The organism is Pantoea cypripedii (genome assembly GCF_011395035.1).
Classification (GTDB): Bacteria; Pseudomonadota; Gammaproteobacteria; order Enterobacterales; family Enterobacteriaceae; genus Pantoea; species Pantoea cypripedii_A.
In genome coordinates this window covers 1,729,563-1,755,178 of the sequence record NZ_CP024768.1, presented here as the reverse complement: position 1 = coordinate 1,755,178, position 25,616 = coordinate 1,729,563, and the positions used below count along the sequence as shown (strand labels likewise).

Sequence of the window (25,616 nt, the reverse complement as noted above, 5' to 3'; positions counted from 1 at the left end):
GCATATTGTTATAATCAATTCCATTTGGATATAAGCTTGCTGTTTTATGAACTGATAACATGCCGCCATTCCTGTTAAGGAATCACCTTGTATTCCGCGTCCGACCCTGCGAAGGCGCGGCAAATCTCTGGAGTAGAGCATGGATTTTCCCCTGATTATTAATCTCGTGGTGTTCGCCGCGCTGCTGGTGTTACTGGCTCGCATCGGCAACGATCGCTGGAGCCTGTCAAAACGCGTTCTGACGGGTCTGGTCTTCGGCGTACTCTTTGGCCTGGCGCTGCAAGCCCTTTATGGTGAGAACAGCCCGGTGGTTAAAACCTCGATCAGCTGGTTCAATATTGTGGGCAACGGTTATGTGCAGTTGCTGCAAATGATTGTCATGCCGCTGGTTTTCGCCTCCATCCTCAGCGCAGTCGCGCGCCTGCACAATGCCTCTTCGCTGGGTAAAATCAGCGTTCTGACCATTGGCGTACTGTTGTTTACCACCGCCATTTCAGCGCTGGTCGGCGTGATGGTAACCGGCCTGTTTGGCCTGAGTGCCGAAGGCCTGGTGCAGGGAGCACAGGAAACCGCGCGTCTTAACGCAATCCAAAGCAACTACATTGGTAAAGTGGCCGATCTCTCGGTGCCGCAGCTGCTGCTCTCCTTTATCCCGAAAAACCCCTTTGCCGACCTGACCGGCGCCAGCCCGACGTCAATCATCAGCGTGGTGATTTTTGCGGCCTTCCTTGGCGTTGCGGCATTGCAGTTGCTGAAAGATGACAAGACCAAAGGCGAGCGCGTACTGGTCGCCATCGATACCCTGCAATCCTGGGTGATGAAGCTGGTGCGTTTGATCATGAAGCTGACGCCTTACGGTGTGCTGGCGCTGATGACCAAAGTGGTGGCCGGTTCTAATTTGCAGGACATCATCAAGCTCGGCGGCTTTGTGGTGGCTTCGTATCTCGGTCTCGCCATTATGTTTGGGGTGCATGCGCTGTTGCTGTCCGTTAATGGTATCAACCCGCTACGCTTCTTCCGTAAAGTCTGGCCGGTGATTACCTTTGCCTTCACCAGCCGTTCCAGTGCCGCCAGCATCCCGCTAAATGTGGAAACCCAGACCCGTCGCCTTGGCGTACCGGAATCCATCGCCAGCTTCTCTGCCTCTTTCGGTGCCACCATCGGCCAGAACGGCTGTGCCGGTTTGTATCCAACCATGCTGGCCGTGATGGTCGCACCTACGGTTGGCATCAACCCGTTTGATCCGCTGTGGATTGCCACGCTGGTAGGCATTGTGACGCTCAGCTCTGCGGGCGTTGCCGGTGTCGGCGGTGGTGCCACCTTTGCCGCGTTGATTGTGCTGCCTGCGATGGGCCTGCCAGTCACGCTGGTTGCGTTGCTGATCTCCATTGAACCGCTTATCGATATGGGCCGTACCGCGCTCAACGTGAATGGTGCGATGACCGCAGGATCTCTCACCAGCCGCTGGCTTGGTCTGACCGATAAGAAAGTGCTGGAAAGCGACGAACACGCCGAGCTGGCGCATCGTTAAACACATCACCTGTCGCCCCGCGACAGGTGATCTCCCTCCCCAATTCCATCCAATCATGGCGCTATCGTCAGGAAAGCGTTAAGCATGGTAAATGGAGGAAAAAACAGCCACTTTCCGCTTGAGTTTTACCGTTTAAAAGCCAATCCTGCTACCAGTCATAGCAGGAGAACTACCCATGAAAAAAGTTATCGCCTCGGTGCTGGCGTTAACATTATTAACACCAGCCATCGCTCTCGCCCATCCCGGCCCCTGGGGACCAGGACCCGGTCCGGGACCACACTGGGGAGGACCTGGTCCTCTGCATTTCTTACCCGATGCCGCAACGGCGGTGTTGATTGGCGGCCTGACCTACTATCTGCTCAACGGCAGTTATTATCAGCGCCAGGGAGAAAACTATGTGGTGGTTCAGCCACCGCAGCCCGTACCGGTAGAAGGGATGCGCGTACTCGATTTCAACGGCAGACGTTATTACGTGCAGGAAGGTCATTACTACCAGCGCGATATCAACGGCAGCTACACTGAAGTCCCGCGCCCTTACGGTTTATAAGCCCCAATGAAAAACGGCCCGTCAACTTGACGGGCCGTTTGCTGTTCTGCTGCGTTTACTGTGCAGCCTGCGGGTCGGTGTCGTAATCTTTACAGCTCTGGAAGCCATAGTTCATTACGCGACCGGTGTCGTTATAGCTGACGAAATAAGTTTGCGGCTTACCATCGCGCTCACCCAGCACATAGGTCTGGCAAGTTCCGCGCGCATGCACCATGGTGATTTCCGTTGATGGCGGCCCAGCAATCTGACGCACCTGATCACGGGTCATGCCTTTTTTTACATCCTTCACCACAGGCTTGGTTACGAAGCTTTCAGCGCGATCGTAAGCCGTACACCCAGAGAGCGCGGCCAGCGTCATCGCGGCAACGATACATCCCAGCACTTTATTCATCTTGTTGTTCCTCATCGCTTTGTCCATGTAACTATAAGCCTGGAATATAAATCCAGATTAATCAACTTTATGGCTGCGGATTCGGTCAGTTCCGAAGCGTCAGGATTGCGTAAAAGTACCTGTGATCATCGACACGCCACCGTATAATCGCCGAATGAGAATAAGCACTCTCAAAACTATTTTCAGGACGGTTATGACCAGACACCGCGAAAACAAAGACCAGCGCCACCGCCAACGCCAGGATGAAATCATTCGTGCCGCGCGCGAGTGTTTCCGCCGCGAAGGCTTCCATGCCGCCAGTATGGCGCGCTTAGCCAGTGCGGCTAATCTTAGCGTCGGGCAGATCTATCGTTATTTCCCCAGCAAAGACGCCATCATTGAAGAGATGGTAAAACGCATTGTTGACGGGCGCGTGGCGGCGATGCGCGATCGGGTCGACAGCGATCAGCTCGCCGCCCTGCTCGCCGGACGTGAAAACCTGAATAGCGAAGATGAATTGCTGATGCTGGATGTCGCTGCCGAGGCCGGTCGCAACCCCCGCGTCGCTGTCATGCTGGAGGCTGCCGATGCCCGCATGTTTAGCCATGCCCGTCAGAAAGTTCGCACCAGCCATCCTGAACTCAGCGATGATCAGGTCGATGGCTGCGTTGAAGTCCTGGCGGTGCTGTTCGATGGCACCGCCCTGCGCCGACTGACACCACAGAAAGCGTCAGCGGTTACCCTGCAACACCTTTATCAGAACCTGATTTCACACTTAATAAAAACAGAGGATAAATGACACCTGCACATTCGAATCGCCTGGTTTACGCCATTACGCTTGGTCTGCTTGCGGCACTTGGACCACTGTGTATCGATCTCTATCTCCCGGCCCTGCCTGAGCTGGCGCAGGACCTGCACACCGAAACCGCCACTGCGCAGTTAAGCCTCACCGCGACACTGGTCGGCCTCGGTGCAGGCCAGTTATTGTTCGGCCCGATGAGCGATAAATTTGGCCGCCTGCGCCCATTGGTGTTATCGCTACTGCTGCTGTTTGTTGCCTCGATCGGTTGTGCACTAGCCACAGACATTAACCAGTTGCTGGTAGCGCGCCTGTTTGCAGGGCTGGCGGGCGGTGGCGGTGCGGTACTGTCACGTGCCGTCGCACGCGATATGTACAGCGGGTACGAGCTGACACGCTTCTTTGCCCTGCTGATGCTGGTCAATGGACTTGCGCCCATTGCTGCACCGGTACTGGGTGGTTTTATGTTAACGGTACTGAACTGGCGCGGCATTTTTATGGTGCTGGCAGGTGTGGCGATTCTGCTTATTCTGCTGGTACGCTGGAAGCTGCATGAAACCCTGCCAGCAGGAAAACGTAATCAGGGTTCCATTTTCTCAGCATGGGCCGCTTTGGGTCAGGTTATTACCCATCGCCCCTTTATGGGATTCTGTTTAACCCAGGGTTTTATGATGGCGGGCATGCTCGCTTATATCGGCGCATCACCGTTTGTACTGCAACAGATTTACGGTTTGTCACCACAGATGTTCAGTTTCTGCTTCGCCGCGAATGGTATCGGCCTGATTATTGCTTCACAGACCAGTGCCCGCCTGTGCCCACGCTGGGGAGAATATCGGGTACTTAAAGGGGGGCTGGTACTGGCCTTTGTCGCTTCTGGCGCACTGCTGCTGGCCGGAATAAGCGGTGCAACATTACCCGTGATCCTCGCCGCGCTGTTCTTCACCATCGCCAGTAACGGCGTCATCGCCACTACCGCCTCATCACTGGCGATGCAAAGTCAGGGACATCGCGCGGGCAGCGCTTCCGCGCTTATTGGTGTGACGATGTTCACCCTCGGAGCGATCAGCGTGCCGATCACCGGCCTTGGCGGCACCTCGGTTATCAGCATGACTGGCACTATTTTCGGTTGTTTTATGCTGGCGATTGTGACGTTTCTGCTGCTGGCCAAAAAGCCGAAAAGCGTCTGATTTACCAGCACATAACCCAGGCAACAAGCCATACGGCTTGTTGTTTTGGGCCAGCCGCGTTAGCTTTAGGAAATCATTCGCATTGTGCCGCCCGGCAACTGACTTGAGGAGAGGTTCATGTCACTGCAGCAGGAAATCATTGAAGCCTTAGGCGTTAAACCCGTTATCGATCCCCAGCAGGAAATCCGCGTCAGCGTTGATTTTCTAAAGTCGTACCTGAAAACCAATCCGGGGATTAAAACCCTGGTGCTCGGTATCAGCGGCGGTCAGGATTCCACGCTGACTGGTATCCTGTCGCAGACCGCCATCCGCGAACTGCGTGAAGAGACTGGTGATCAAGACTACACCTTTATCGCCGTGCGTCTGCCGTATGGCGTGCAGGCGGATGAGCAGGATTGTCAGGATGCGCTGGCGTTTATCCAGCCGGACCGTTCGCTGGTGGTGAATATCAAAGAAGCGGTACTGGCCAGTGAACGTGCCTTACAGGACGCGGGTATTACCCTGTCGGATTATATTCGCGGCAACGAAAAAGCGCGTGAACGCATGAAGGCACAGTACAGCATTGCAGGTATGACCAAAGGCGTGGTGGTGGGCACCGACCATGCGGCAGAAGCGGTCACCGGTTTCTTCACCAAATACGGCGATGGCGGCAGCGACATCAACCCGATCTTCCGTCTGAACAAAGGCCAGGGTAAACAGTTGCTGAAGCTGCTGGGCTGCCCGGAGCACCTCTACCTGAAGCACCCCACTGCTGACCTCGAAGACGATCGTCCTGGCCTGCAGGATGAAGTGGCACTCGGTGTGACCTATCAGCAGATTGATGCCTACCTGGAAGGGAAAACCATTGATGCCGCTGCGGCGAAAACCATCGAAGGCTGGTATCTGAAAACCGAACACAAACGCCGTCCACCGATTACCGTGTTCGACGATTTCTGGAAAAAATAACCCCATCCGGCGTTTTCCTCCGCTGGACGGAAAACGCCTTTCTTTGCCTGATCTGAATCTTCTCTATGTCTGCACATTTACCGCGTGCCACCCTGGTAGGGCTGAGCGCGATTTTACTCTGGAGCACCACCGTTGGTCTGTTGCGTAGCGTCAGTGAAGCCTTTGGTGCCACCGGCGGCGCAGCGCTGATTTACACCACGACCGCCGTGTTGTTATGTATGACGCGCGGCCTGCCGAATTTGCGGCAGTTGCCTGCACGCTATTTGTGGGGTGGCGGGTTACTGTTCGTCGGTTATGAAATCTGCCTCGCGCTGGCGATTGGTCTGGCACAGGATCGCGCTCAGTCGCTGGAGCTGGGGATGATCAACTATCTCTGGCCATGTCTGACGATTGTGTTCGCCATCCCCATGAATCAGCAGCGTTTTCGCCTGTGGTTATGGCCAGGATTACTGTTGTCGCTGGCGGGTATTATCTGGGTGTTGCAGAGCCGCGGCGGCAGTTCGCTCAGTCAACTCGGACATAACCTGCTCAGCAATCCGCTGGCCTATGGGCTGGCGTTTATCGCCGCCTTCGCCTGGGGGCTGTACAACAACGTGACGCGTCGTTACGCCAACGGCAAAAGTGGCGTTAATCTGTTCTTTGTCATCACCGCGCTGGCGCTGTGGCTCAAATTTGTTGTGACGGAAGATTTCAGCTCGCTGCATTTCAGCCTGATTCCGGCGCTTGAGGTGTTGTTTATGGGGATGTCGACCGCCGTCGCCTATTCAGCCTGGAACCATGGTATCCAGCACGGCAACCTGACCTTGCTGGCGACCGCCTCCTACTTCACCCCGGTGCTGTCGGCCTTGCTGGCCTCACTGTGGCTGGGTCTGACGCCATCGCTGGCCTTCTGGCAGGGCGTCTTAATGATTACCCTGGGTTCGCTGATTTGCTGGCTGGCAACGCGCCGCCTGTAGCCGCTGGCGAGAAAAGCGCCAGACTGATACACTGGATAGGTAACCAGTAATCGGAGTGCTCTTTGGTCAGACAATCCACCCGCAGCCGCCTCGAATTTGATGCGGCGGCCATTTATCAATATCCCGAACATCTGCGTCAGTGGTTGGAAGGTTTACCCAACCAGCCTGGCGTGTATGTTTTCCACGGTGAAAGTGACAGCCTGCCGCTGTATATCGGCAAGAGCGTCAATCTGCGCAGCCGCGTGATGTCCCATTTCCGCACCCCCGATGAAGCCAGCATGCTGCGACAGGCCCGGCGCGTCAGCTGGATCCCGACGGCGGGTGATCTCGGCGCGCAGCTGCTGGAAGCGCAGATGATCAAAACGCTACAGCCGTTATTTAATAAACGTCTGCGGAAAAATCGCCAGCTGTGTTCGCTGCAGTTGAGTGACGCCGCCCCGCAGGTGGTTTACGCCCGCGATCTCGATTTTTCCGCCTCCCCCAATCTGTACGGCCTGTTTCGCAGCCGCCATGCGGCGCTGGAAAAGCTGAAAAGCATCGCTGATGAACAACGTCTGTGCCACGGTTTGCTTGGGCTGGAGAGTTTGCGCCGCGAGCGGGGTTGCTTTCGTGCTGCGCTTAAACGTTGTGCCGGTGCCTGCTGTGGTAACGAGACGCTCAGCGCGCATCAACAGCGTTTGCAGGCGGCACTGGAGGATTTACGCGTGGTGTGCTGGCCATGGCCGGGAGCCGTTGGCATGGTGGAACGTGGTGAGACGATGACGCAGATCCATGTGATTGACCACTGGTTCTGGCTGGGTTCGGTGAGCAGCGAAGAGGAAGCGCGCCAGCTACAGCGGGCATCACAGGGCTTTGATCACGATGGCTATAAAATTCTCTGCCGCCCGTTGTTGTCGGGCGATTACCCACTGATTCCGCTGTAAAAACAAAACCGCCGACGCTGCCCAAAGCACCTGGTGCGATGGACAACGTCGGCAGTCTCAAACCGTCAGGCTAAGGTATTATTCGCCTTCAGCCGGTGGTGGTGGCATTTTACCGTCGTACGGGCCTTTCTCTGTCAGACGTTTCTCAAAATTGGCGTTGAACTGTTTTTTCTGTTCAGGCGTCAATACGTTATAGAGTTTGTTCTGGGTTTCCATCATCGCCACGGCACGCTCTTTCGCGTTGGCAGTCATTTTTTCTGCCTGAGCTTCGGCTTTCGCACGGTCGAAGCTGTCAGATGCGATGAGGGCGTGATTAGCACGGCGCTCTTCCAGCGACGGGCGTTTAAAGTCTTTATGGCTTTCACGCATGATGTCATGCATCTGTTTTTTCTGCGCGTCGGTCAGGTTCAGACCTTTGAACATCATGTCCATGCCACCATGGCGCATCGGCGGCTTATGCATTGGTTTCTCACTGCCTGCTGGCGGAGGCGTCAGGTTGTCTGCCGCAGCATGGACGATATTGGCAGCACCGAGAGCCATCGCGGTAGCCAGGAAGAGGGAAGTCAGTTTACGCATAATATTGTCCTTACTTTTCAGTTTCATGACGACAGCCTGTGTCGCGTCTTCGGAAACAAGCATACGACGCTGAACGTCAACTACTCAGAGGCTGAGTAAAGCCCTGAAAGCATAAAAGACAGATATCAGGCGATCATGGAGAGATTGAGAAGAAATGCGTGAGGAATTGCAAAAGAGTATGACAAATAAGATGAAAAGCGCAGGAATTAAGGAGGAGTGTAACGTTATTGTCGGTAAAACGAAAGGTAGCGGCGCGATTTATCGCGCGTCTTGTCATGGCGCACCAGAACAACCGCGCGATAAATCGCGTAATGCTTGTCAGTTAAGCTTTAATCATGCCGGAACGCATAGCGTCTCGGCTTTTTTTTCACCGCCCGGGGATAGTGTCTTTGTCGTCGGGCCGCAAGGACGAAGCTTCCTGCCATGCTCATTATCTCGTCTATTATCCGCGGGATCTTTCCCGGTGCGATCGCCGGCAGTATACTCAGCTGCCCCGTCAGATATAACGCCGCCTGTTTAAAACCTATCTGATAAGGTTCCACACCCTTCAGACTGTAAGCCATCTGCGCCATCATGAACCGCAGAAGATTATAGGCCAGTACCATCCCCCATAACTCCTGTTTCACCATCTCCGGCTTTTTACTTCTCAGTGTCAGTTCATTCTTCAGCAGATGCTGCTTCATTTCTCTGAACCCGTGTTCTATCTCCCAGCGATGCCCGTACAGGTCTACAATATCTGCTTTGGGATAACGAAGCGGGTCGCACATTGACGTCAGGATCCGGACGATTTTTCCATTAACTTCCCGCCTTATCAGTCTGGCTGTCAGCGTTTCCGGCGCATCTTTCCATTTCTGACGCGCCTGCCATGACAGGGTCAGCTCAACCAGTTCCTGGTCTGCTCCCAGCTTCTCCTTCACCCGGTACTTCGCATCTTTACGTAACGGTATCATCCAGTGCCTTTCCGTCCCGGATGTCTGCCAGTGATGCAGCAGACCGGAAGCATAGAACCCTTTGTCCAGTATCGTCAGTGAGTGGTCAGGCGTCTGCTCCACCAGTTGCGCAGCAAGGCCAACCTCACTGACTTCTGACACACTTCCGAAGCGGACCCCCGTCAGCAGATGGCTGGTCACTTCCATCTGACAGACCATCCGCAGCTGTGGCCAGTCAGAGCGACTGTGTATATTGGCTGTTCTTCCGAAAGCGGCATCGTTTTCTGGCGTGTCGGGAGTCCTCCATAAGGTGCCATCGACGGCCAGCAGGGTCAGACCGTTCCAGTGCGAAAGCGGCGTTTTTTCAAACCAGAGCTGGCGTGTTTTCTCAAAAACCAGCCTGACCGCGTCTTCCCCAAACTTCTGCCGGGCCTGCACTACCGCGCTGGGTGCGACGAAGGGACGCTTACCGGGCAGAACAATATCCAGATGTGAGGCAATCTGATTCATGGACATGGAGCGAAACAGCGACATACCGGTGACAACCCAGACCATCATCTCCATAGGGAGACGTCGCTTACGCAGGGTGACGATGCCCGTGTCAGCCAGACACTCATCAATAAGCTCAGGTGAAAGCAGGTCGGAAAGCGCCGTAAATTCTTTCGGCGTGAAGTTAAGGACGGTCTCAAGGGCCTGACTGAGTAACATAAAAAAATCCGTAATCTTAGGGAGATTACGGATTTTTGCAGAACTGGAGGATCGTTCAACCAGACATTTCATGCTTAACTGATCGGCATTACGCGATAAATCGCGCCGCTACGGCGAGGTGCGATCTTTACAACGCCAGTGCCTGGGTCTGCTCGTTCTCTTCAACCAGCATCAGACCGGCACGTAAACCTGGCGCAACGTTCGGATTGGGAAACAACACATATTCCCGCGCCTGCTGCACGTAATAGCGCGTTTCCCCCTCCTCCGCCAGCAGGGTGCCCTGCGGGAAGGCGGTAAAATTCAGCGTTTCCGGCCCCATATGCAACACAAAATCTTCCCCGTGTCGGGTAATTTGCTGGGCGACACGATAATGACGTGGCGCGCCCTGCACTTCCGGCAACGCTTCACCGTATAACAACGCCGCCAGCGCCTGGTGCGCTGCGCTGAATTGGGTGAGATCGTTTTCGCCAAACGGCAGCGCCTTACCCAGCTCCAGCGTACAGCTGGCGGCGGAGAAATGTTCGCAGCTGAAATGGGTAAAAGTGCCACCCGGTGAACGATGGAACACCAGCGCTTCCAGCCCCGCCGCCGCCAGCCAGTGCATAAAATCATCCGGCCATGGGCGTGGGTTAAGAGGCATCACGCCAAAACGCGCATGATACGAACCGCGAATCGCGGTATGCAGATCGAGATGCCAGCGTGTTTCGGTACTAAGACAGGTATGCCAGAAAGTTTCCAGCGCCTGCTCCAGCCGCATCGCACGTCGCGCTTCCGCCACGTCAGACACTTGTTGCCAGCGGCCACCGAATAACCGATTGATATCATATTGTTGATAGCGCTTACCGCTGCGCAACGCCTGTGGATTGCCGAGCAGCACCAGCAGTCGCACTGCCAGCGGTTTTTCCCCACGCAACAGGGGCGTGAGCAGCAGGTTAAGGATCTCAACCGGTGCGGTTTCATTACCGTGGATACCCGCCGACAATACCAGCGCCTGAGACGTCGGTGCGTGCGGGGTTAAGGACAGAATGCCCTCATCAAGCCACTGCCAGCTCAGGTGGGCGCTTTGCCCATGACGCTCCTGCGGCACCCGGCCAGACAATGTTTGTTGTAAAAAATCCTGCATTCTCTCTCCTTACGTAAAACAAGGGGCGAAATCTTCGCCCCCGGCATTAGCGCTGAAACGCGTAGACACTACCTAAGTCTAGCAGCTGTGTCAGTTCATCCAGCGCCGTGCGCCCTTCACGTAAAAGTTGCGGATCGGCGAGGTCTGCCTGGGTTAAGCGATCGCGGTAGTGTCGATCAACCCAATCATTCAGGGTGGCAAACAGGCGATCGTTCATCAGCACGGCGGGATTGAGCGCCTGACGTTCTGCTTCAGTCAGTACCACGCGCAAACGCAGGCAAGCCGGACCGCCGCCGTTGTACATACTTTCACGCAGGTCGAAGACTTTCAGCTCACGAATCGGGCCGCCACTCGCCACCAGCTCAGTCAGATAACGCCATACGCCGCTATGCTGGCGCGACTCTTCCGGTAATACCAGCAGCATGCCGCCATCGGCGCGCTGCAACAACTGGCTATTGAACAGATAAGTATTCACCGCATCGGCCACAGAAACCTTGCTGCCTGGCACTTCGATCGCGCAGAAACCCGGCACTCGCGACTGCAAATCAGCCAGCAGTTGTGGCTGATGCACGAACGCCTCTTCATGGCAAAACAGCACCTGCTGATTGCTGACGGCGATCACGTCGTTATGGAAAACCCCCTGATCGATCACGCGTGGGTTCTGCTGAGCGAAAACCGTGCGTTCCGGGTTGAGCTGATGCAAACGCGCCACCGCCTCACTGGCTTCACGTGTCTGCCGGGCCGGATAACGCGCCGGTTCAGCTCCTGACTGCTTGCCATCACGGCCATAAATAAACAGCTGTACCCCGGCATCACCATACGCCGCACCGAAGCGGTTATGGTTAGCGGCCCCTTCATCGCCGAATAACGCGACCTGCGGCAGCGCATCATGTACACGGAAATGTTGTGGATCGCGGAAGATAGCACGCAGCAAATCGGCGGTTTCCGGCGCTTCAATCGCGCGATGAAACTTGTTGTTAAGATTCGCCACGGTGAAATGCACCCGGCCATCGGCACTGTCGGCAGACGGTGAGACGGTGGCAGCATTCGCCACCCACATCGCCGACGCAGAACTGGCAGCCGACAGCAGCTGCGGAGCGTGCTTCGCCGCCTGTGCCAGTACCTGTTCATCACTTCCGCTGAATCCGAGCTGACGCAGCAACGGCAGATTAGGCCGTTCATGCGGCGGGATCACGCCCTGCACATAGCCCATATCCGCCAGCGCTTTCATTTTCAGCAGCCCCTGTTTCGCCGCGAGCCGCGGGTTCGAGGGTTGCAGCTGGTTGCGCGTCGAGGCTTCGTTACCAAACGACAATCCCGCGTAATGATGCGTCAGGCCGACTAAGCCATCAAAGTTGGCTTCAAACGCGTTCATTCACCCGCCTCCGCAGCAGAAAAATCGAGACCCGGTGATAAACTCCCCGGCAGATTCAGGTTGGGGCTTTCCAGCGATGCCATTGGCCAGGCGCAATAATCCGCCGCATACCAGGCGCTGGCGCGGTGGTTGCCGGAGGCACCAATGCCGCCAAAAGGCGCAGAACTGGCCGCACCGGTCAGCGGTTTATTCCAGTTAACTATCCCGGCGCGCGCTTCCAGCAGCAACTGATCAAACTGCGCGCGCTGCGACGAAATCAGGCCACAGGAGAGGCCATAACGTGTCTGATTGGCGAGGCGAATCGCCTGTTCAAAGTTGTCGTAACGCACCACCTGCAACAGCGGACCAAAAACTTCTTCGTCCGGTAATGCGCGGACGTCCGTCATATCAATGATGCCGGGCGTGATGATGGCGCTGTCACGATCCGGCCAGTGCATACCCAGCAGCACTTTTCCGCCCATATCCACGCGCTTCTGCCAGGCATCGAATATCTGTCCGGCTGCTGCCGGGGAGATCACGCTGCCCATAAACGGCTGAGGTTCGGCATTCCAGGCCGCAGGTTGTAAACGGCCACTCACTTCCACCAGACGTTGCAGAAACGCATCTCCTGCCGCTCCCCGTTTCACCAGCAAGCGACGCGCGCAGGTGCAGCGCTGCCCTGCGGTGATAAACGCGGACTGAATGGCAATATGTACCGCACCATCGATATCAGCCGGATCCTCGACAATCAGAGCATTGTTACCGCCCATCTCCAGCGCCAGCATTTTTTCCGGCTGTCCGGCAAACTGCTTATGCAGGTGATACCCGGTGGCGGCACTGCCGGTAAACAGCAGGCCATCAATCTGGCTGTCGGCCGCCAGCGCCTGCCCGGTGTCACGGCCGCCCTGCACCATGCCGAGGACCCCGGCAGGGATTCCGGCTTTCTGCCACAGCTGCACGGTTTTTTCTGCGGTCATCGGCGTCAGTTCGCTCGGTTTGAACACGACGCAGTTGCCCGCCAGCAGCGCCGGTACAATATGGCCATTCGGCAGATGACCGGGGAAGTTATAAGGACCAAACACGGCCAGCACGCCATGCGGACGATGGCGCAGCGAGCTTTCACCTTCGGCCTGCTCGCCAGTGCGGGTATGGTATGCCTTCACGGAAATGGCGATTTTGTTGATCATCGCCTGGACTTCAGTCAACGTTTCCCAGCGTGGTTTGCCGGTTTCACAGGCGATGGTTGCTGCCAGCTCGTTCTTATGGGCTTCCAGCTGGCGGCCAAAGGCCTCCACCAGCGCCTGACGCTCGGCAAAGGTTTTGCGCGCCCAGTGCGGGAACACCGCACGCGCCGCTTCACATGCTGCGGCTACCTGGGATGCCGATGCCGATTTGCCCTGCCACAGGGTTTCACCGCTGACCGGGTTTTGTTTGCTGAAGGCGTCTGCGCCACCGGTCAGCCATTGACCATTGATAAAATGCGTCATGCTTTTTTCTCCTCGCGACCGAGCGTCACGACACGCAGGTTGTCGCCATAGGCACAGCACAGCGCATCACGCTGGCTGTCGTTGAGGCGCACGCGGCCAGAGGCGATATCCACCGGCAACAGCGCAACACGAAATTGTTGATAATCGAGGTTCGCCACCAGACACAGCGGCCACTCGTCGCTGGCTTCTCCGGCCGCGGCCGTGAGCAGCTTACTTTTACGGATAGCGCGGATGCGGTCGATTTCGCACTCCAGCGTCGGACCGCCGTCAAAAATATCGACGTAGTTGAGGTAGCGAAACCCTTCGGCTTCCAGCACCGCGCGCGCTGGCGCGGTTTTCGGATGGGTAACGCCAATCACCTGCTGTGCCTCTTCGCTCAGGTAATGGATATACAACGGATGCTTTGGCATCAGTTCGGCGATAAAGGCTTTCTGACCGGTGCCGCTCAGGAAGTCGGCTTTGCTGAACTCCATCGAGAAAAAGCGGCTGCCGACACTGTCCCAGAACGGCGAATGGCCGTTTTCATCGCTGACGCCACGCATCTCCGCCACCACATGCTGCATAAAGCGGTCGCGGAAATTAGCCATAAACAGAAAACGCGATTTGGACAGCAGATAGCCATTTTTGCCATCGCGATAATCAGGATCGAGAAATAATGTGCACAGCTCACTGCTGCCGGTATGGTCATTACTCAGCGACAGCGTTGGCAGGCTGGCATAGACATTTAACTCTTTTGAAGCATGAACCTGGGTGCCGACACGGAAGTTGTACCACGGGTCCTGTAAACCCACCGCTACCTCAATCGCGCAAATCCCCACCGCGCGATTATCCTCGCTATCTGCCAGCACAAACACATAACCCTGCTCGGCACGCGGCAGGGCATCCTGCCAGGTCAGCAATGAGCGTTCGATACGTGCCTGCAGGGTATGGCTATCCGCCGGCAGCGACGTCAGGCCGCCGCCGGTTTTGCCCGCCAGCGACAGCAACTGCGCCAGGTCGTCACGTTCGACGGGACGGATCACCATCATAATGCTGCTCCTTTGAGCACGCGTTCACAGGCACGGGCGAAACGCGCCAGCCCTTCTTTTGCTTCCTGTTCACTGATATTGAGCGCCGGAGCAAAACGCACCACGCTGGCACCCGCAATCAGCACCATCACCCCTTCTTCCGCAGCAGCCAGATTGAACTGTTTGGCTTTACCGGCGAAATCATCGTTCAGTACCGCGCCAATCAACAGGCCAAGTCCGCGGATTTCCTTAAACAGCGGCAGACGTTGATTCAGTTCTTCCAGAGCGGCGACAAACCACTGATGACGCTCACTCACGCCGGCCATAAAGGCGGGTTGGTTAATCAGTTCCATCACTTTGCCGCCTACCGCACCCGCCAGCGGGTTGCCACCATAGGTGGTGCCGTGCGTCCCCACGCCCATGACCAGCGCCAGGTCTTCACGCGTCAGCATCGCGCCAATCGGGAACCCACCCCCCAGTGCTTTGGCGGTAGTGAGGACATCCGGTGTCACGCCGTAATGCATATACGCGTAAAGCGATCCGGTACGGCCCACACCGCTCTGCACTTCGTCAAAAATCAGTACCGCATGATGCTGGTCACAGAGCGCACGCAGTCCACGCAGGAAGGCAGGATCAGCGGGAACCACGCCGCCCTCGCCCTGAATCGGTTCAACGATCACCGCGCAGGTTTGGTCATTGATTAAGGCTGAGGCCGCTGCAAGATCGTTGTAAGGCGCATGCTGGATATCCGGCGGTAACGGAGCAAAATCGCGGGAGTAGGCAGGCTGACCACCCGCCGAAACGGTAAATAAGGTGCGACCGTGAAAGGCGTTATTAAAGGCGACGATACCGCTTTTCTCCGCACCGAAGCGGTCATGAGCCGCTTTACGCGCCAGCTTCAGCGCCGCTTCATTGGCTTCAGCACCGGAGTTACAGAAAAACACGCGATCAGCAAAGGTGGCATCAATCAGTTGTTTTGCCAGACGCAGGATAGGCTCATTGGTGTAGCCGTTACCGGTATGCCACAGTTTGCTGGCCTGTTCCTGTAACGCCTGCTGCAGCGCCGGATGCGCATGACCTAGCGCATTAACGGCAATTCCTCCGGCGAAATCGATGTAATCCTTACCCTGTTGATCCCAGAGTGTTGACCCCTCTGCACGCACCGGTACAAACGCGGCGGGCGCATAAACCGGCATCATCCATTGGTCGAAATCGTGACGTGAAACCTGCATTGACATAACCCTTCTCCTGCTCCACTTCACGTGAAGCTATTGTTTTAAAAATGTTAAAAACTGGTAACCCTCGGCTTAACTGTATATTGCAGTAACCGTGCCAGCCAGAGAAAAAAATGCATAAATGGATTCACACAACGAAATATCAATGGGTTACACTATGTCACTATTCACATTAAATGCATAAAAAGTGAATATCCGTCTGATGGCGTCTATATGTCAGAGAATTCTTAAGAGGATTTATGCATTCACAAAATGAAATATTGCTTTTGTGACCGGCCAGCAAATATTTCGCCAATCCGACGCAAAGGAAGCACCATTTCAGGGCGCAATGATCACAACTGGTGCACAAAGGCACGGTATTGGTGCGCTAAAACGCCCCATCAACCTGGTTATTTTTAATACAGGAATTAACAAATAAATAACGCTATTGCGGTTATTTTAACCAGTGTGGAATGACGCGAGAATAGAAAGTTTTTTAGTGACTAAGGTTATTATAATTTCAGAAATAACCAGAAACAGCGTATTTATAAAAAAGTGATCATGCTAATTATTAGGCGACATCGTTAATATGTTATTGAACAAAATCACATAGACAGATCCTATATACAGACATTAGAAAATCAAATAACCGGGATAGACCATAAAATAATAAAACCTTAAATATCATGATATTGATTATTTTAAGTACATGATTTCGGTTACGGATACAGATAAGTAAAAAGAATAACCATTTCCATATATTGGAATACAGGATGAGCATTCGCACAAAAAGCCAACACGAAATAAATTGTTACATTTATTGCACTTTCGATCTTGAACCTTTTGTGTCATTTTCATTTCGCCCCATAGCAGGGCAACAATTAAAAAATAACATAGGGTAAAATTTAAATGATGAAGCGTTCTTTACTGGCAGCAGTAATGCCGTTACTGCTGGGACTTTCTACTGCTCACGCCGCAGAAATCTATAACAAAGATGGCAACAAACTTGACCTGGTCGGGAAAATCAACGTTTCACACCTGTTCTCTGACGATGACAACAATAACGGTGAAACCTCCTCTTACACCCGTCTGGGTTTCAAAGGCGAAACCAAAATTACTGACCAGCTGACCGGCTATGGTTTCTGGCAGTATCAATACAGCCTGAGCAACTCTGAAGGCGGCACCGATTCACAAACCGGCAACCGTACCCGTCTGGGTTACGCGGGCCTGAAATATGGTGAGTTTGGCTCGCTGGACTACGGTCGTAACTACGGTCTGGTTTATGACGTGCTGGGTTACACCGATATGCTGCCATTCTTCGGCGGTGACTCTGGTTACACCGACGCCTTCCTGTCTGGCCGCTCTACTGGCGTGCTGACCTGGCGTAACAAAGATTTCTTCGGTCTGGTTAAAGGCCTGAACATTGCCGCTCAGTATGAAGGCAAAAACGACCGTACCGATTATTCGACCATCGCGGTTCGTCGTTCGAATGGTGACGGTTTCGCCCTGTCGACTTCTTACGATTTCGACTTCGGTCTGAGCCTGGTCGGTGCCTACGCCAGCCTGGATCGTACTGAGACGCAGAATGCCGCTACCCGTGGTCACGGTGATAAAGCGCAGCACTGGGCAACCGCGATCAAATACGACGCTAACCAGATCTATCTGGCGACCATGTATGGTCAGACCATGAATGCCACGCCGATTTCTGGTGGTTTCGCCAACAAAGCGGTGAACTTCGAAGCGGTTGCACAGTATCAGTTCCTGAACGGTTTCCGTCCGTCTGTGGGCTACGTGTCTTCGAAAGGTAAAGACATTGAGAGCATCGGCGATGCAGACATCATCAAGTACACCTCAATTGGTGCAACTTACTACTTCAACAAAAACATGTCTGCTTATGCGGAATACCGCATCAACCTGTTGAAGGACAACAACCCGCTGGGTCTGGCTACCGACGACATCACTGCGGTGGGTCTGGTGTACCAGTTCTAATCAGGTTTACCCTCATTGTCGTCCGGCCCGTGTCAACCGGACGCCCCAAAGGGCAGCGCAAGCTGCCCTTTTCTTTTACGGTTCCAGCACGTCAAAACGGGTGTCTTCGGTCGGATTCAGCGTGAACGGCTGTTGCAGCTGTAACGTAATCCAGTTAGACGTCACCCGATTATGTTTACTGTCCTCCAGCGTTACCGCGAGACGAAAGTTGTTGCTCGCCCCGGACGTGTTGTCCCATGCGGGCATAATGATGCTCCAGCCCTGCGGATCATGAGGATTGGCGGGAGGGGTCAGGCTCAGTGCCTGGGTATCGCCCTGCCAGCTGACCGCGATAATCGGATTGACCGAGCGGATTTGCAGCTTCAACGACAAATTCTCACCGCCACTCAGCTGCCACGGCGGTGTGGCAAGAAATACCGATAACGTTTTGCGCTGACGGTACGCCATGACCGGCGTGTAATTACGCGTGACCGTGTCGTAGCGGCTACCCCGGAGCGAACGGGCAGCAGCCACATTACCCGCATCCAGCTGCTGGCTTAAGGCCACGCCAAAACGATAATTCAGCCGCAGGCCAAACTGGTCCTGGCTCTCCCCTTCATTACTGGTTTTGTGGCTGGCGGAAACAGTAACCAGCGGGACGGGCGTATAGGAAAGACCGAAGGTCAGCGCTGAGGGGTTGTGATAGCGGGTGCCAGAGTTAAACAGATCCACATCCTGTCCCAGATACTGCTCCCAGCTGACCGAGACGCCGAGCTGACGATAAAACGGCAGGTAACCCTGAGTGGTGAAATCATAACCATGCGCCATGCGCTGCTGCTGATTAGGATCGCCGTTGTGCCAGCCCGAGAGCGGATAATAGTAATTAGCCGAAAAACGCAGATAATCGGCCCAGGCTTCTGTGCCCAGCGAACCGCGCTGCAAGCTACTCTCGAACATATGATCGACAAAAGCGTTGTAACCGAGCAGCCAGTTACCCGCCGTCCAGCGCTGACCCAGCCCGGCGTTAGCCACCAGACCATCATCCGTCTGGTGAAATCCCAGCTGGCTGAAGGTGAGATAACGCTGGCGATCGGCCCAGGGCGTCAGCAATTCGGCACCGCTGCCGGTAAAATTGCCGTCCATATCGACGTTAAAATCAATCTGCGCCGTGCCGTAAGGTGAGAGTATTGACTGCCCTTCGCTCGCTACCCGCTCTGCCACCTCATCGCGAAAATGATTAAATGCCCAGACGCCCGCCTGATGACCAAAAGTGGTATCGCTGTTGCTTTCGCTGGCTTCACCGATACTTTTCGCCATATCCGCCAGCTTTTTCGCCAGGTTATCACTGTCAGCCTGGTAGCCGAGGGCGGGTAAATCATCGGCCATCTTCACGAAATGCGCCGGGTCACCAAATGGGGTAGCGGAAATGTTGTTGTCGGTCACCAGCGCCTGAGCCGCAGGCACAGTGATGAGCAGTGCCGCAGCACCGAGGGTAAAACGCAGAGATTGAGGTAGCAAAACAGCTGGTCGCATAACGAAATCAGGTTCGATTCAGATAAAAATTAGAGGTCTCTCACAAAACAGCGTAAAGGTAACCTTAACATATTTCTGAATTTGCGCAGTGCGACTCTGTCTGATTAGCCAATCGAATCCTGGGCAGTATTTACCAGGTCGGCATAAATGCCGACCCTACAGACGTAGGGTGCGAATTCATTCGCACCAGGGGAATTGACGTTGAGGATGATAGTCACGACCCCACACGTTGTTTACGAAAATATCAATCCACCGTCCACATTGATGGTTTGCCCGGTGATATAACGCGCATCATCCGATGCCAGAAACGCCACCAGCCCGGCAACGTCCTGCGGCTGTCCGGCGCGTTTCAGTGGGATATTTTCCACCCACTCCGCCATCAGTTCACCTTTGCCATAGTGTTTCTTGTCGTTGCTGAGGATCTCGCCCCAGACGCGGTCGTTATAGTCCCACATTTCGCTCTCAATAATGCCGGGGCAAAACGCATTCACGGTTATGTGCCAGGGGGCCAGTTCCAGCGCCAGACTTTGCGTAATGCCGATGACCCCCATCTTGCTGGCAGCGTAGTGCGGCGTGTAGATAAATCCCTGCCGCCCCTGCCCGGAGGAGGTATTGATCAGACTGCCGCTCCCCTGCTTCACCATATATTTTGCCGCCTCACGGCAGCACAACCAGACGCCGGTGGTATTCACCGCCAGAATCTTTTCAAAATCACTTTTCGGCATGCTGTCAAAGCGATCAATGGTGATCACCCCCGCGTTCTGGATTGAGACATCAATGCTGCCAAAGCGCCCGGCGGCCTGCTGATATAGTTGCTGCACTTCCGTTTCATTGGTGATATCCGCCTGAAGCGCGAGGATCTCGCTGCCATACTGCTGCGTTAATTTCTCAGCCGTGGCAAATACCCGCTCGGCATTTGACACCATCACCAACCGCGCGCCGTCACGGGCAAAACGTTCGGCGATACCTGCCCCAATGCCGCGGCAGGCTCCGGTAATCACCACTGTTTTTCCACTAAAATCGCGTGTCATATTGCCTCCTGTTATCCGTGAGTGACTTCAGACAGGGCGGCTGATTGCTGCTTTTTTTCATGTCTGCGCAGCAGCACCACCTTGCTTTGTAATTTTTGCTGGAACTGATCGATAACCACGGCGGTAACAATCACCAGGCCTTTGATCACCATCTGCCAGAAATCGCTGACGCCCATCATCACCATGCCATCGGCAAGGAAGACGATAACGAATGCGCCGATAATCGAGCCGGACACCCGACCGCGTCCGCCCGCCAGCGCCGTGCCGCCCAGCACCGTGGCCCCGATGGCGTCCATCTCGAACATGTTGCCGGTCATCGGATGCGCGGTTTGTAACTGTGATGCCACCACCAGCCCCACCAGCGCCGCACACAGGCCAGAGAAGGCATAGACAAACACCTTCACCTTGATGATTGGCACACCGGCCAGCCGGGCAGCCGATTCATTGCCGCCGGTGGCGTAGATATAACGACCGAGTGGCGTTTTGCGCGTCAGATAGAGGCCGAGTAGCAGGAAACCCACCATCAGCCAGATCGGGATATAGATGCCCAGTACGGTACCCGAACCCAGCAAAGCAAAACCGGTATTGCCCAATTCCGGCATCCCCACCAGGTTGGCGTAGGTGCTGCCATCGTTAAACAGCAGTGCCGAGCCGCGTGCCACATACATCATGCCGAGGGTGCAGATAAAGGGAGCCACGCCGAGTCGCGTCACCACCGCGCCATTGACCAGGCCGAGGGCGATGCCAAACAGCGCCACCAGCAGGATCACTTCCGGGACGTTGAAGAACATCACGTTACCGCCCCACAGCGGCAGACCATTGGTGAGCAATGCCCCCGCCACCATGCCGCAAATCCCGGCTACCGCCCCCACCGACAAATCAATGCCCCCGGTCAGGATCACCAGCGTCATGCCGATGGCCAGTAAGCCGGTAATTGCCACATGTTGTGTCATGATCAACAGGTTGGAGGTGGTGAGAAAGTTCGGCACCATCACGCTGAAGAAGCCGACGACGATCAGCAAGGCAATAAAGGTTCGCGCCTTCAGTAAATACATATACAGCAGATATTTTTGATTCATTGTTTGCCTCACTTAATCATGCGGTGTCGAAGCGCTAATCAGGGCTTCTCTGGTCGCTTCGCTTCGGGGCAGATCGGCGGTGATACGGCCATCGGCCATCACCAGAATACGGTCAGCCAGTGCCATCACTTCATCCAGCTCGGAGGAAGAGAACATCACCGCCAGCCCACGTTGCGCCAGGTTGCCAATCAGGTGGTAGACATCGGTTTTCGCCCCAACGTCAATGCCGCGCGTGGGTTCATCCAGTAGCACCACCTGCGGACCGGTCATCAGCGCTTTGCCCAGCACCACTTTTTGCTGGTTCCCGCCGCTGAGTGAGGTGATGGGAAGTTCGGCATCGCTGACTTTAATCGCCAGCTGACTGATCATCTCATCCACCCGGCGCTGCTCCTGCTGCGGATTGAGCAGCCGCAGCGCACGACGAAATCCACGCAGACTGAGTTCAGTGAGGGTCATGTTGGCGGTGATCGACATCAGCTGTACCACGCCCTCGGTCTGACGATCTTCCGGCACCAGGGTGATGCCTTTTTTCAATCGCTGCTGGAAGTTTTGTTTGTCGAGGATGGCACCGTTCAGACAGACGCTGCCCGACTGGCAATGCATCATGCCAATCAGCCCCTTGAACAACTCGGTACGCCCGGCGCCCAGCAGGCCATAGATGCCGATAACCTCACCTTTGCGTAATGAAAACGACACATCATTCAGTTTGTAGCCGCCGTTCTGATGTAACGCCGTCAGCCCGGTGACATTGAGCACCGTCTCGCCCTGTGGCGCAGGCTGGTAATCAAAATGCTTTTTCTTGTCACCGACCATCTGTTCAATGATCCACGGAATGGAGGCATCACGGACTTCGCGTTCGCTGATAAAACGTCCGTCACGGAAGATGGTGATATGGTCACCAATCTCCATCAGCTCCTCCAGCCGGTGCGAGATATAGATGATGGTGACGCCACGCCGCTTCAGTTGCTCAATCACGTTAAACAGCACTTTGACCTCGGACTGGCTCAGGGCGCTGGTGGGTTCATCCATAATCAGCACCTGCGTGTCTTTCGACAGCGCCCGGGCGATCTCCACCAGTTGCTGATGGCCGATGCCTAACTCTCCCAGGGGAGCATAGGGATCCACATCCAGCTCCAGTCGCTCCAGCAGGGATTTCGCCAATGCATACTGATATTTTTCATTGATCACGCCACGCTGGAAAAACTCGTTGGCGATGAAGATGTTGTCCATCACATTCATATTGGGGAACAGGTTCAGCTCCTGAAAGATGATGCTGATACCATGTTGTTCCGCCTGATGGGTTGAACTGAGCGTCACCGGCACGCCATCGAGCAGAATCTCGCCGGACGAGGGGGTTTCCACGCCCGCCAGCATTTTCATCATTGTGGATTTGCCCGCGCCATTTTCGCCAATCAGCACGTTAACCTTGTTGCGGTAGACACGATAGTTGACCTGGTCCAGCGCGGTGACACCGGGATAGATGCGCGAGACGTTGCGGGTTTCGATAATCACATCCGGCTGTCCGGTGGGCTGAGGAGTCTGCATCGCCATCTCCTTATTGCCGGGTGATTTGCGCCGGGGTGATATCCGGTGCCTGTTGCGGAATATCCCAGCTGCTGAACACGCCAGCCAGCGCCACTTTATCGCCGGTTTTCGCTTTAAAGGTCTGCATCATGTTGGACGCCTGTTGATTGATGGCCCGGCCATAGTCACCAAACAGCACCTGATCGTTGAAGTCCTGATAGCTGGACCCTTTGTAAGCATCACGCAGGGCAGTACCGCGAATAATCGGCCCCATCTGCACCGTCACCGTTTCGCCGGACGCATCTTTCACCGTCATTTTTCCACTGCGTGACGTGGTGTTAACGCCAGTGACTTCGCCCTGCACCCTCACACTGAACACACAGGGATTTTCTTCCTGGCTGCGATAACCATAGGTTTTACAGGCGGTGTCAAAATCCTTCGCGGATTGCAGTTCTTTCATCAGTTGCGCCAGTGGCTTCGCATCATGCGCCACCTGCGGCACCAGCTTCTGTTGCCATGTGCCAGCAATATTGGTCATGTGCGGATTGGGGGGATTCTTCAGGTCGGCCAGCTCCTGCTGCGACACAATGCGGCAACCGCTGAGGATCACAACAGGAAGCAGCAGCCAGAGTCGTCTGTACATCACATTCTCCCTGGCGCCCGACGAGCGGGCGCACCTGCGTGAAATTAAGATTTGTAGTTAAAGTCCTGAACGTTTTTCGCATTGTCCGGGGTGATCAGGATGCCGCGGAACATCACCCGCTGTTTCTCGGGTTTGGTGCCTTTCTGGATATAGTTATCCAGATCGGTCACGCCTTGTGCGGCAATCGCCTGTGCCTGGAGCATCACCGTGGCTTTCAGTGAACCGGCCTCGACCGCATCACGTTCGTCGTTACTGCCATCAATCCCCACCACGGTGACATCATTACGTCCGGCCGCTTTCAGCGCGGCGATCGCCCCCAGCGCCACCGGACCGTTGCCGCAGATCACCCCTTTCACATCCGGGTGGGCTTGCAGGATGCTGTCCATAATGCGTTTGCCATCGATCAGTGTGCCTTTGGCATCCTGACGCGCCACGCTCTGCATATCGGGGTATTGATCGAGCACCTGGTGGAAGGATTTGGAACGGGTAACGCAGTTGTTGTCAGCGAGGTTACAGGTCAGCTCCGCGTATTTGCCCTTCTCACCCATTTTCTCGACAAACACGTTGGCCACGTCTGAACCGGCCTGGAAATTGTTGTGGGTGATCTGTTCCAGCGCCACATCGTCAACCGGGATTTCGCGGTTAATCAGCACCACCGGAATACCGGCATCTTTCGCCTTTTTGATCGCTGCGACGCTGGCGGTGGAATCGGCGTTATCCAGCACGATCCCCTGTACCTTTTTGCCGATGGCCGCATCGATCAGTTCACTCTGTTTTTTTACATCTTCCCCGTGCGACAGCACGCTGGTTTTATAGCCGAGTTCCTGCGCCTTCAGGTTGGCCCCTTTCGCTTCAGAGGCGTAATACGGGTTATCCAGGGAATTCACCAGAATCATGATGGTGCCTTTGTCTGCCGCGAGGCTGACATGCGATACCAGACAGCTGGCAATGGCGGTAAACAGCAGGGTACGGGTTTTCATGGTGATGTCTCTCATTGTAATTATTACGTTTGCAGGGTTGTCGCCTTCTCTGGTGCAGGCGCGGAACTACCAAATGGTGAAGCCACCGTCGATCATCAGATCGGCGCCGGTGATCATGTCGCTGCCGTTACTGGCGAAAAACAGCACCGCAGCGGCGATTTCGTCGGTGTAGGCGAAGCGGCCCAGCGGAATCAGGGTTTTCATTTTTTCTCCCTTCTCTCCGCGCCACGCTTTCTCACCCATGGGGGTCAGCACCACCGTCGGCGACAGGGTGTTGACGTTAATACGATGCGGCGCAAACTCTTTCGCCATCACTTTGGTCATGCCCAACAGCCCGGCCTTGGCCGAGGTGTAGGCCACATGGTTATCAATCGCGATAGATGCGGCCTGCGAGGCAATATTGATGATCTTGCCGCCGTGACCGGCGCGGATCATGCGTTTGCCTGCCGCCTGAGAGCAGAGAAAAGGCCCGGTGAGATTGACGGCGATTTGCTTCTGCCATTCGGCAAACTCGGTTTCCAGCACCGGTTGCAACATCACGTAACCTGCGCAGTTCACCAGGATATCGAGATGGCCGTAATGCTGTTCAACGCGCGAGAAGGCCGCTTCCACCGACTGCGGATCGGTCACATCACAGCAGACCAGCAGCACACGTTCAGCATCAAACTGGTCACTGACGCTGGCGACTTTGTCGCTTTCGAAGGGAGGGTAAAGCAGCGCCAGGCGGGCACCTTTTTCCAACAGCATCTGGTTACTGGCCATCGCGATCCCACCGAGGCCACCGGTAACGACCGCCACTTTGCCGGTCAGATCCAGGTCTGTATTCACGCCGTAGCGCAGATTTACATCATATTCCCCACTCATCCTTACTCTCCCTGGTTGTCAGTCGACAGGTCTGGTTATGGCTGGTCAGGTGATGACACTTGCCATTCATTTTCGAACAAAAATATAAGCTATCGTTTGTTAATGGTTTGTGGGTGAGATCAAATTTCATACAAATTACCGCAATAATTTTTATATTATTGTATTAATTGAAATTTATTAAATACCAAAAAAAGCAGCATGGATAAAGCCGCTGCTTTGCTGCTGTGAAATCAATTCCATATCGATTTTATATTTTCGTTCGAAAATCAATGTTTGTGCGAGTCGCCTCGCAAATCCCCTGAGCGCAGAGTAAAATCAGCTCGGGTTTCTTTTTGCAA

General features: G+C 55.0%; 23 protein-coding genes. 8 read left to right on the top strand and 15 right to left on the bottom strand.

The features are described 5' to 3' along the window. The first annotated feature begins 139 nt into the window (after positions 1–139). Positions 140–1,531 carry an L-cystine transporter gene (locus CUN67_RS08135; RefSeq protein ID WP_208714760.1) on the top strand — a complete coding sequence of 464 codons (1,392 nt, stop codon included), beginning with the start codon at positions 140–142 and terminating at the stop codon, positions 1,529–1,531. Between the two features lie 175 nt (positions 1,532–1,706). After that, a complete protein-coding gene (locus CUN67_RS08130; RefSeq protein ID WP_208714759.1) occupies positions 1,707–2,078 on the top strand; it encodes a DUF6515 family protein in 372 nt (123 codons plus the stop codon). Positions 2,079–2,133: 55 nt separating this feature from the next. On the opposite strand, the gene osmE is transcribed toward CUN67_RS08130, so the two are convergent. After that, positions 2,134–2,469, bottom strand: a complete 336-nt coding sequence (gene osmE, locus CUN67_RS08125) for an osmotically-inducible lipoprotein OsmE (protein ID WP_208714758.1) — start codon at positions 2,467–2,469, stop codon at positions 2,134–2,136. 193 nt (positions 2,470–2,662) lie between these two features. Here osmE and CUN67_RS08120 point away from each other — a divergent pair, with 193 nt between their 5' ends. From CUN67_RS08120 to cho, 5 genes are all read left to right on the top strand, one after another. Beyond that, a complete protein-coding gene (locus tag CUN67_RS08120) occupies positions 2,663–3,247 on the top strand; it encodes a TetR/AcrR family transcriptional regulator (protein ID WP_208714757.1) in 585 nt (194 codons plus the stop codon). Further along, positions 3,244–4,434 (top strand): multidrug effflux MFS transporter, encoded by a 1,191-nt coding sequence (locus tag CUN67_RS08115; RefSeq protein ID WP_208714756.1) that lies wholly within the window; start codon positions 3,244–3,246, stop codon positions 4,432–4,434. Before CUN67_RS08120 ends, CUN67_RS08115 begins: the two co-directional genes overlap by 4 nt. Positions 4,435–4,551: 117 nt before the next feature. Beyond that, positions 4,552–5,379, top strand: a complete 828-nt coding sequence (gene nadE / locus CUN67_RS08110) for an ammonia-dependent NAD(+) synthetase (protein WP_084874024.1) — start codon at positions 4,552–4,554, stop codon at positions 5,377–5,379. Positions 5,380–5,444: 65 nt separating this feature from the next. Continuing rightward, a complete protein-coding gene (yddG, locus tag CUN67_RS08105) occupies positions 5,445–6,335 on the top strand; it encodes an aromatic amino acid DMT transporter YddG (protein ID WP_208714755.1) in 891 nt (296 codons plus the stop codon). A gap of 62 nt (positions 6,336–6,397) precedes the next feature. After that, positions 6,398–7,258: an excinuclease Cho gene (cho, locus tag CUN67_RS08100; RefSeq protein WP_208714754.1), complete on the top strand. Its 861-nt coding sequence runs from the start codon at positions 6,398–6,400 to the stop codon at positions 7,256–7,258. A 78-nt stretch (positions 7,259–7,336) separates the two neighbouring features. On the opposite strand, the gene spy is transcribed toward cho, so the two are convergent. The 7 genes from spy to CUN67_RS08065 form a co-directional block, all read right to left on the bottom strand. Beyond that, positions 7,337–7,834, bottom strand: coding sequence for an ATP-independent periplasmic protein-refolding chaperone Spy (gene spy / locus CUN67_RS08095; protein WP_208714753.1), 498 nt, complete (start codon positions 7,832–7,834; stop codon positions 7,337–7,339). Positions 7,835–8,163: 329 nt separating this feature from the next. Beyond that, a complete protein-coding gene (locus tag CUN67_RS08090; protein WP_208717112.1) occupies positions 8,164–9,471 on the bottom strand; it encodes an IS4 family transposase in 1,308 nt (435 codons plus the stop codon). Between the two features lie 127 nt (positions 9,472–9,598). Further along, positions 9,599–10,594, bottom strand: a complete 996-nt coding sequence (gene astE / locus CUN67_RS08085; protein WP_208714752.1) for a succinylglutamate desuccinylase — start codon at positions 10,592–10,594, stop codon at positions 9,599–9,601. 46 nt (positions 10,595–10,640) lie between these two features. After that, on the bottom strand, positions 10,641–11,969 hold the full coding sequence (gene astB / locus CUN67_RS08080; protein ID WP_208714751.1) for an N-succinylarginine dihydrolase: 1,329 nt from the start codon (positions 11,967–11,969) through the stop codon (positions 10,641–10,643). Next, positions 11,966–13,435 carry a succinylglutamate-semialdehyde dehydrogenase gene (gene astD / locus CUN67_RS08075; RefSeq protein ID WP_208714750.1) on the bottom strand — a complete coding sequence of 490 codons (1,470 nt, stop codon included), beginning with the start codon at positions 13,433–13,435 and terminating at the stop codon, positions 11,966–11,968. The genes astB and astD overlap by 4 nt, the downstream gene beginning before the upstream one ends. Then, complete coding sequence (gene astA, locus CUN67_RS08070) at positions 13,432–14,463, bottom strand: arginine N-succinyltransferase (protein ID WP_208714749.1); 1,032 nt, start codon at positions 14,461–14,463, stop codon at positions 13,432–13,434. The genes astD and astA overlap by 4 nt, the downstream gene beginning before the upstream one ends. Continuing rightward, positions 14,460–15,680, bottom strand: coding sequence for an aspartate aminotransferase family protein (locus CUN67_RS08065; RefSeq protein WP_208714748.1), 1,221 nt, complete (start codon positions 15,678–15,680; stop codon positions 14,460–14,462). Before CUN67_RS08065 ends, astA begins: the two co-directional genes overlap by 4 nt. Before the next feature lie 885 nt (positions 15,681–16,565). On the opposite strand from CUN67_RS08065, the gene CUN67_RS08060 reads away from it, so the two are divergent. Beyond that, positions 16,566–17,645, top strand: a complete 1,080-nt coding sequence (locus tag CUN67_RS08060) for a porin (RefSeq protein ID WP_302882404.1) — start codon at positions 16,566–16,568, stop codon at positions 17,643–17,645. A 75-nt stretch (positions 17,646–17,720) separates the two neighbouring features. Here CUN67_RS08060 and CUN67_RS08055 read toward each other — a convergent pair whose 3' ends face one another. The 7 genes from CUN67_RS08055 to CUN67_RS08025 form a co-directional block, all read right to left on the bottom strand. Next, on the bottom strand, positions 17,721–19,157 hold the full coding sequence (locus CUN67_RS08055; RefSeq protein ID WP_208714747.1) for a YchO/YchP family invasin: 1,437 nt from the start codon (positions 19,155–19,157) through the stop codon (positions 17,721–17,723). 233 nt (positions 19,158–19,390) lie between these two features. After that, on the bottom strand, positions 19,391–20,188 hold the full coding sequence (locus CUN67_RS08050) for an SDR family oxidoreductase (RefSeq protein WP_208714746.1): 798 nt from the start codon (positions 20,186–20,188) through the stop codon (positions 19,391–19,393). 11 nt (positions 20,189–20,199) lie between these two features. After that, positions 20,200–21,267: an ABC transporter permease gene (locus CUN67_RS08045; protein WP_208714745.1), complete on the bottom strand. Its 1,068-nt coding sequence runs from the start codon at positions 21,265–21,267 to the stop codon at positions 20,200–20,202. A gap of 12 nt (positions 21,268–21,279) precedes the next feature. Continuing rightward, the gene (locus tag CUN67_RS08040; RefSeq protein ID WP_208714744.1) at positions 21,280–22,812 is read right to left on the bottom strand and encodes a sugar ABC transporter ATP-binding protein; all 1,533 of its coding nucleotides are present in this window, start codon (positions 22,810–22,812) and stop codon (positions 21,280–21,282) included. Between the two features lie 10 nt (positions 22,813–22,822). Then, the gene (locus CUN67_RS08035) at positions 22,823–23,434 is read right to left on the bottom strand and encodes a DUF2291 family protein (protein ID WP_208714743.1); all 612 of its coding nucleotides are present in this window, start codon (positions 23,432–23,434) and stop codon (positions 22,823–22,825) included. Between the two features lie 44 nt (positions 23,435–23,478). Continuing rightward, positions 23,479–24,414, bottom strand: a complete 936-nt coding sequence (locus CUN67_RS08030; protein ID WP_208714742.1) for a D-ribose ABC transporter substrate-binding protein — start codon at positions 24,412–24,414, stop codon at positions 23,479–23,481. Between the two features lie 66 nt (positions 24,415–24,480). Then, complete coding sequence (locus CUN67_RS08025; protein ID WP_208714741.1) at positions 24,481–25,278, bottom strand: GolD/DthD family dehydrogenase; 798 nt, start codon at positions 25,276–25,278, stop codon at positions 24,481–24,483. Positions 25,279–25,616 lie beyond the last annotated feature (338 nt).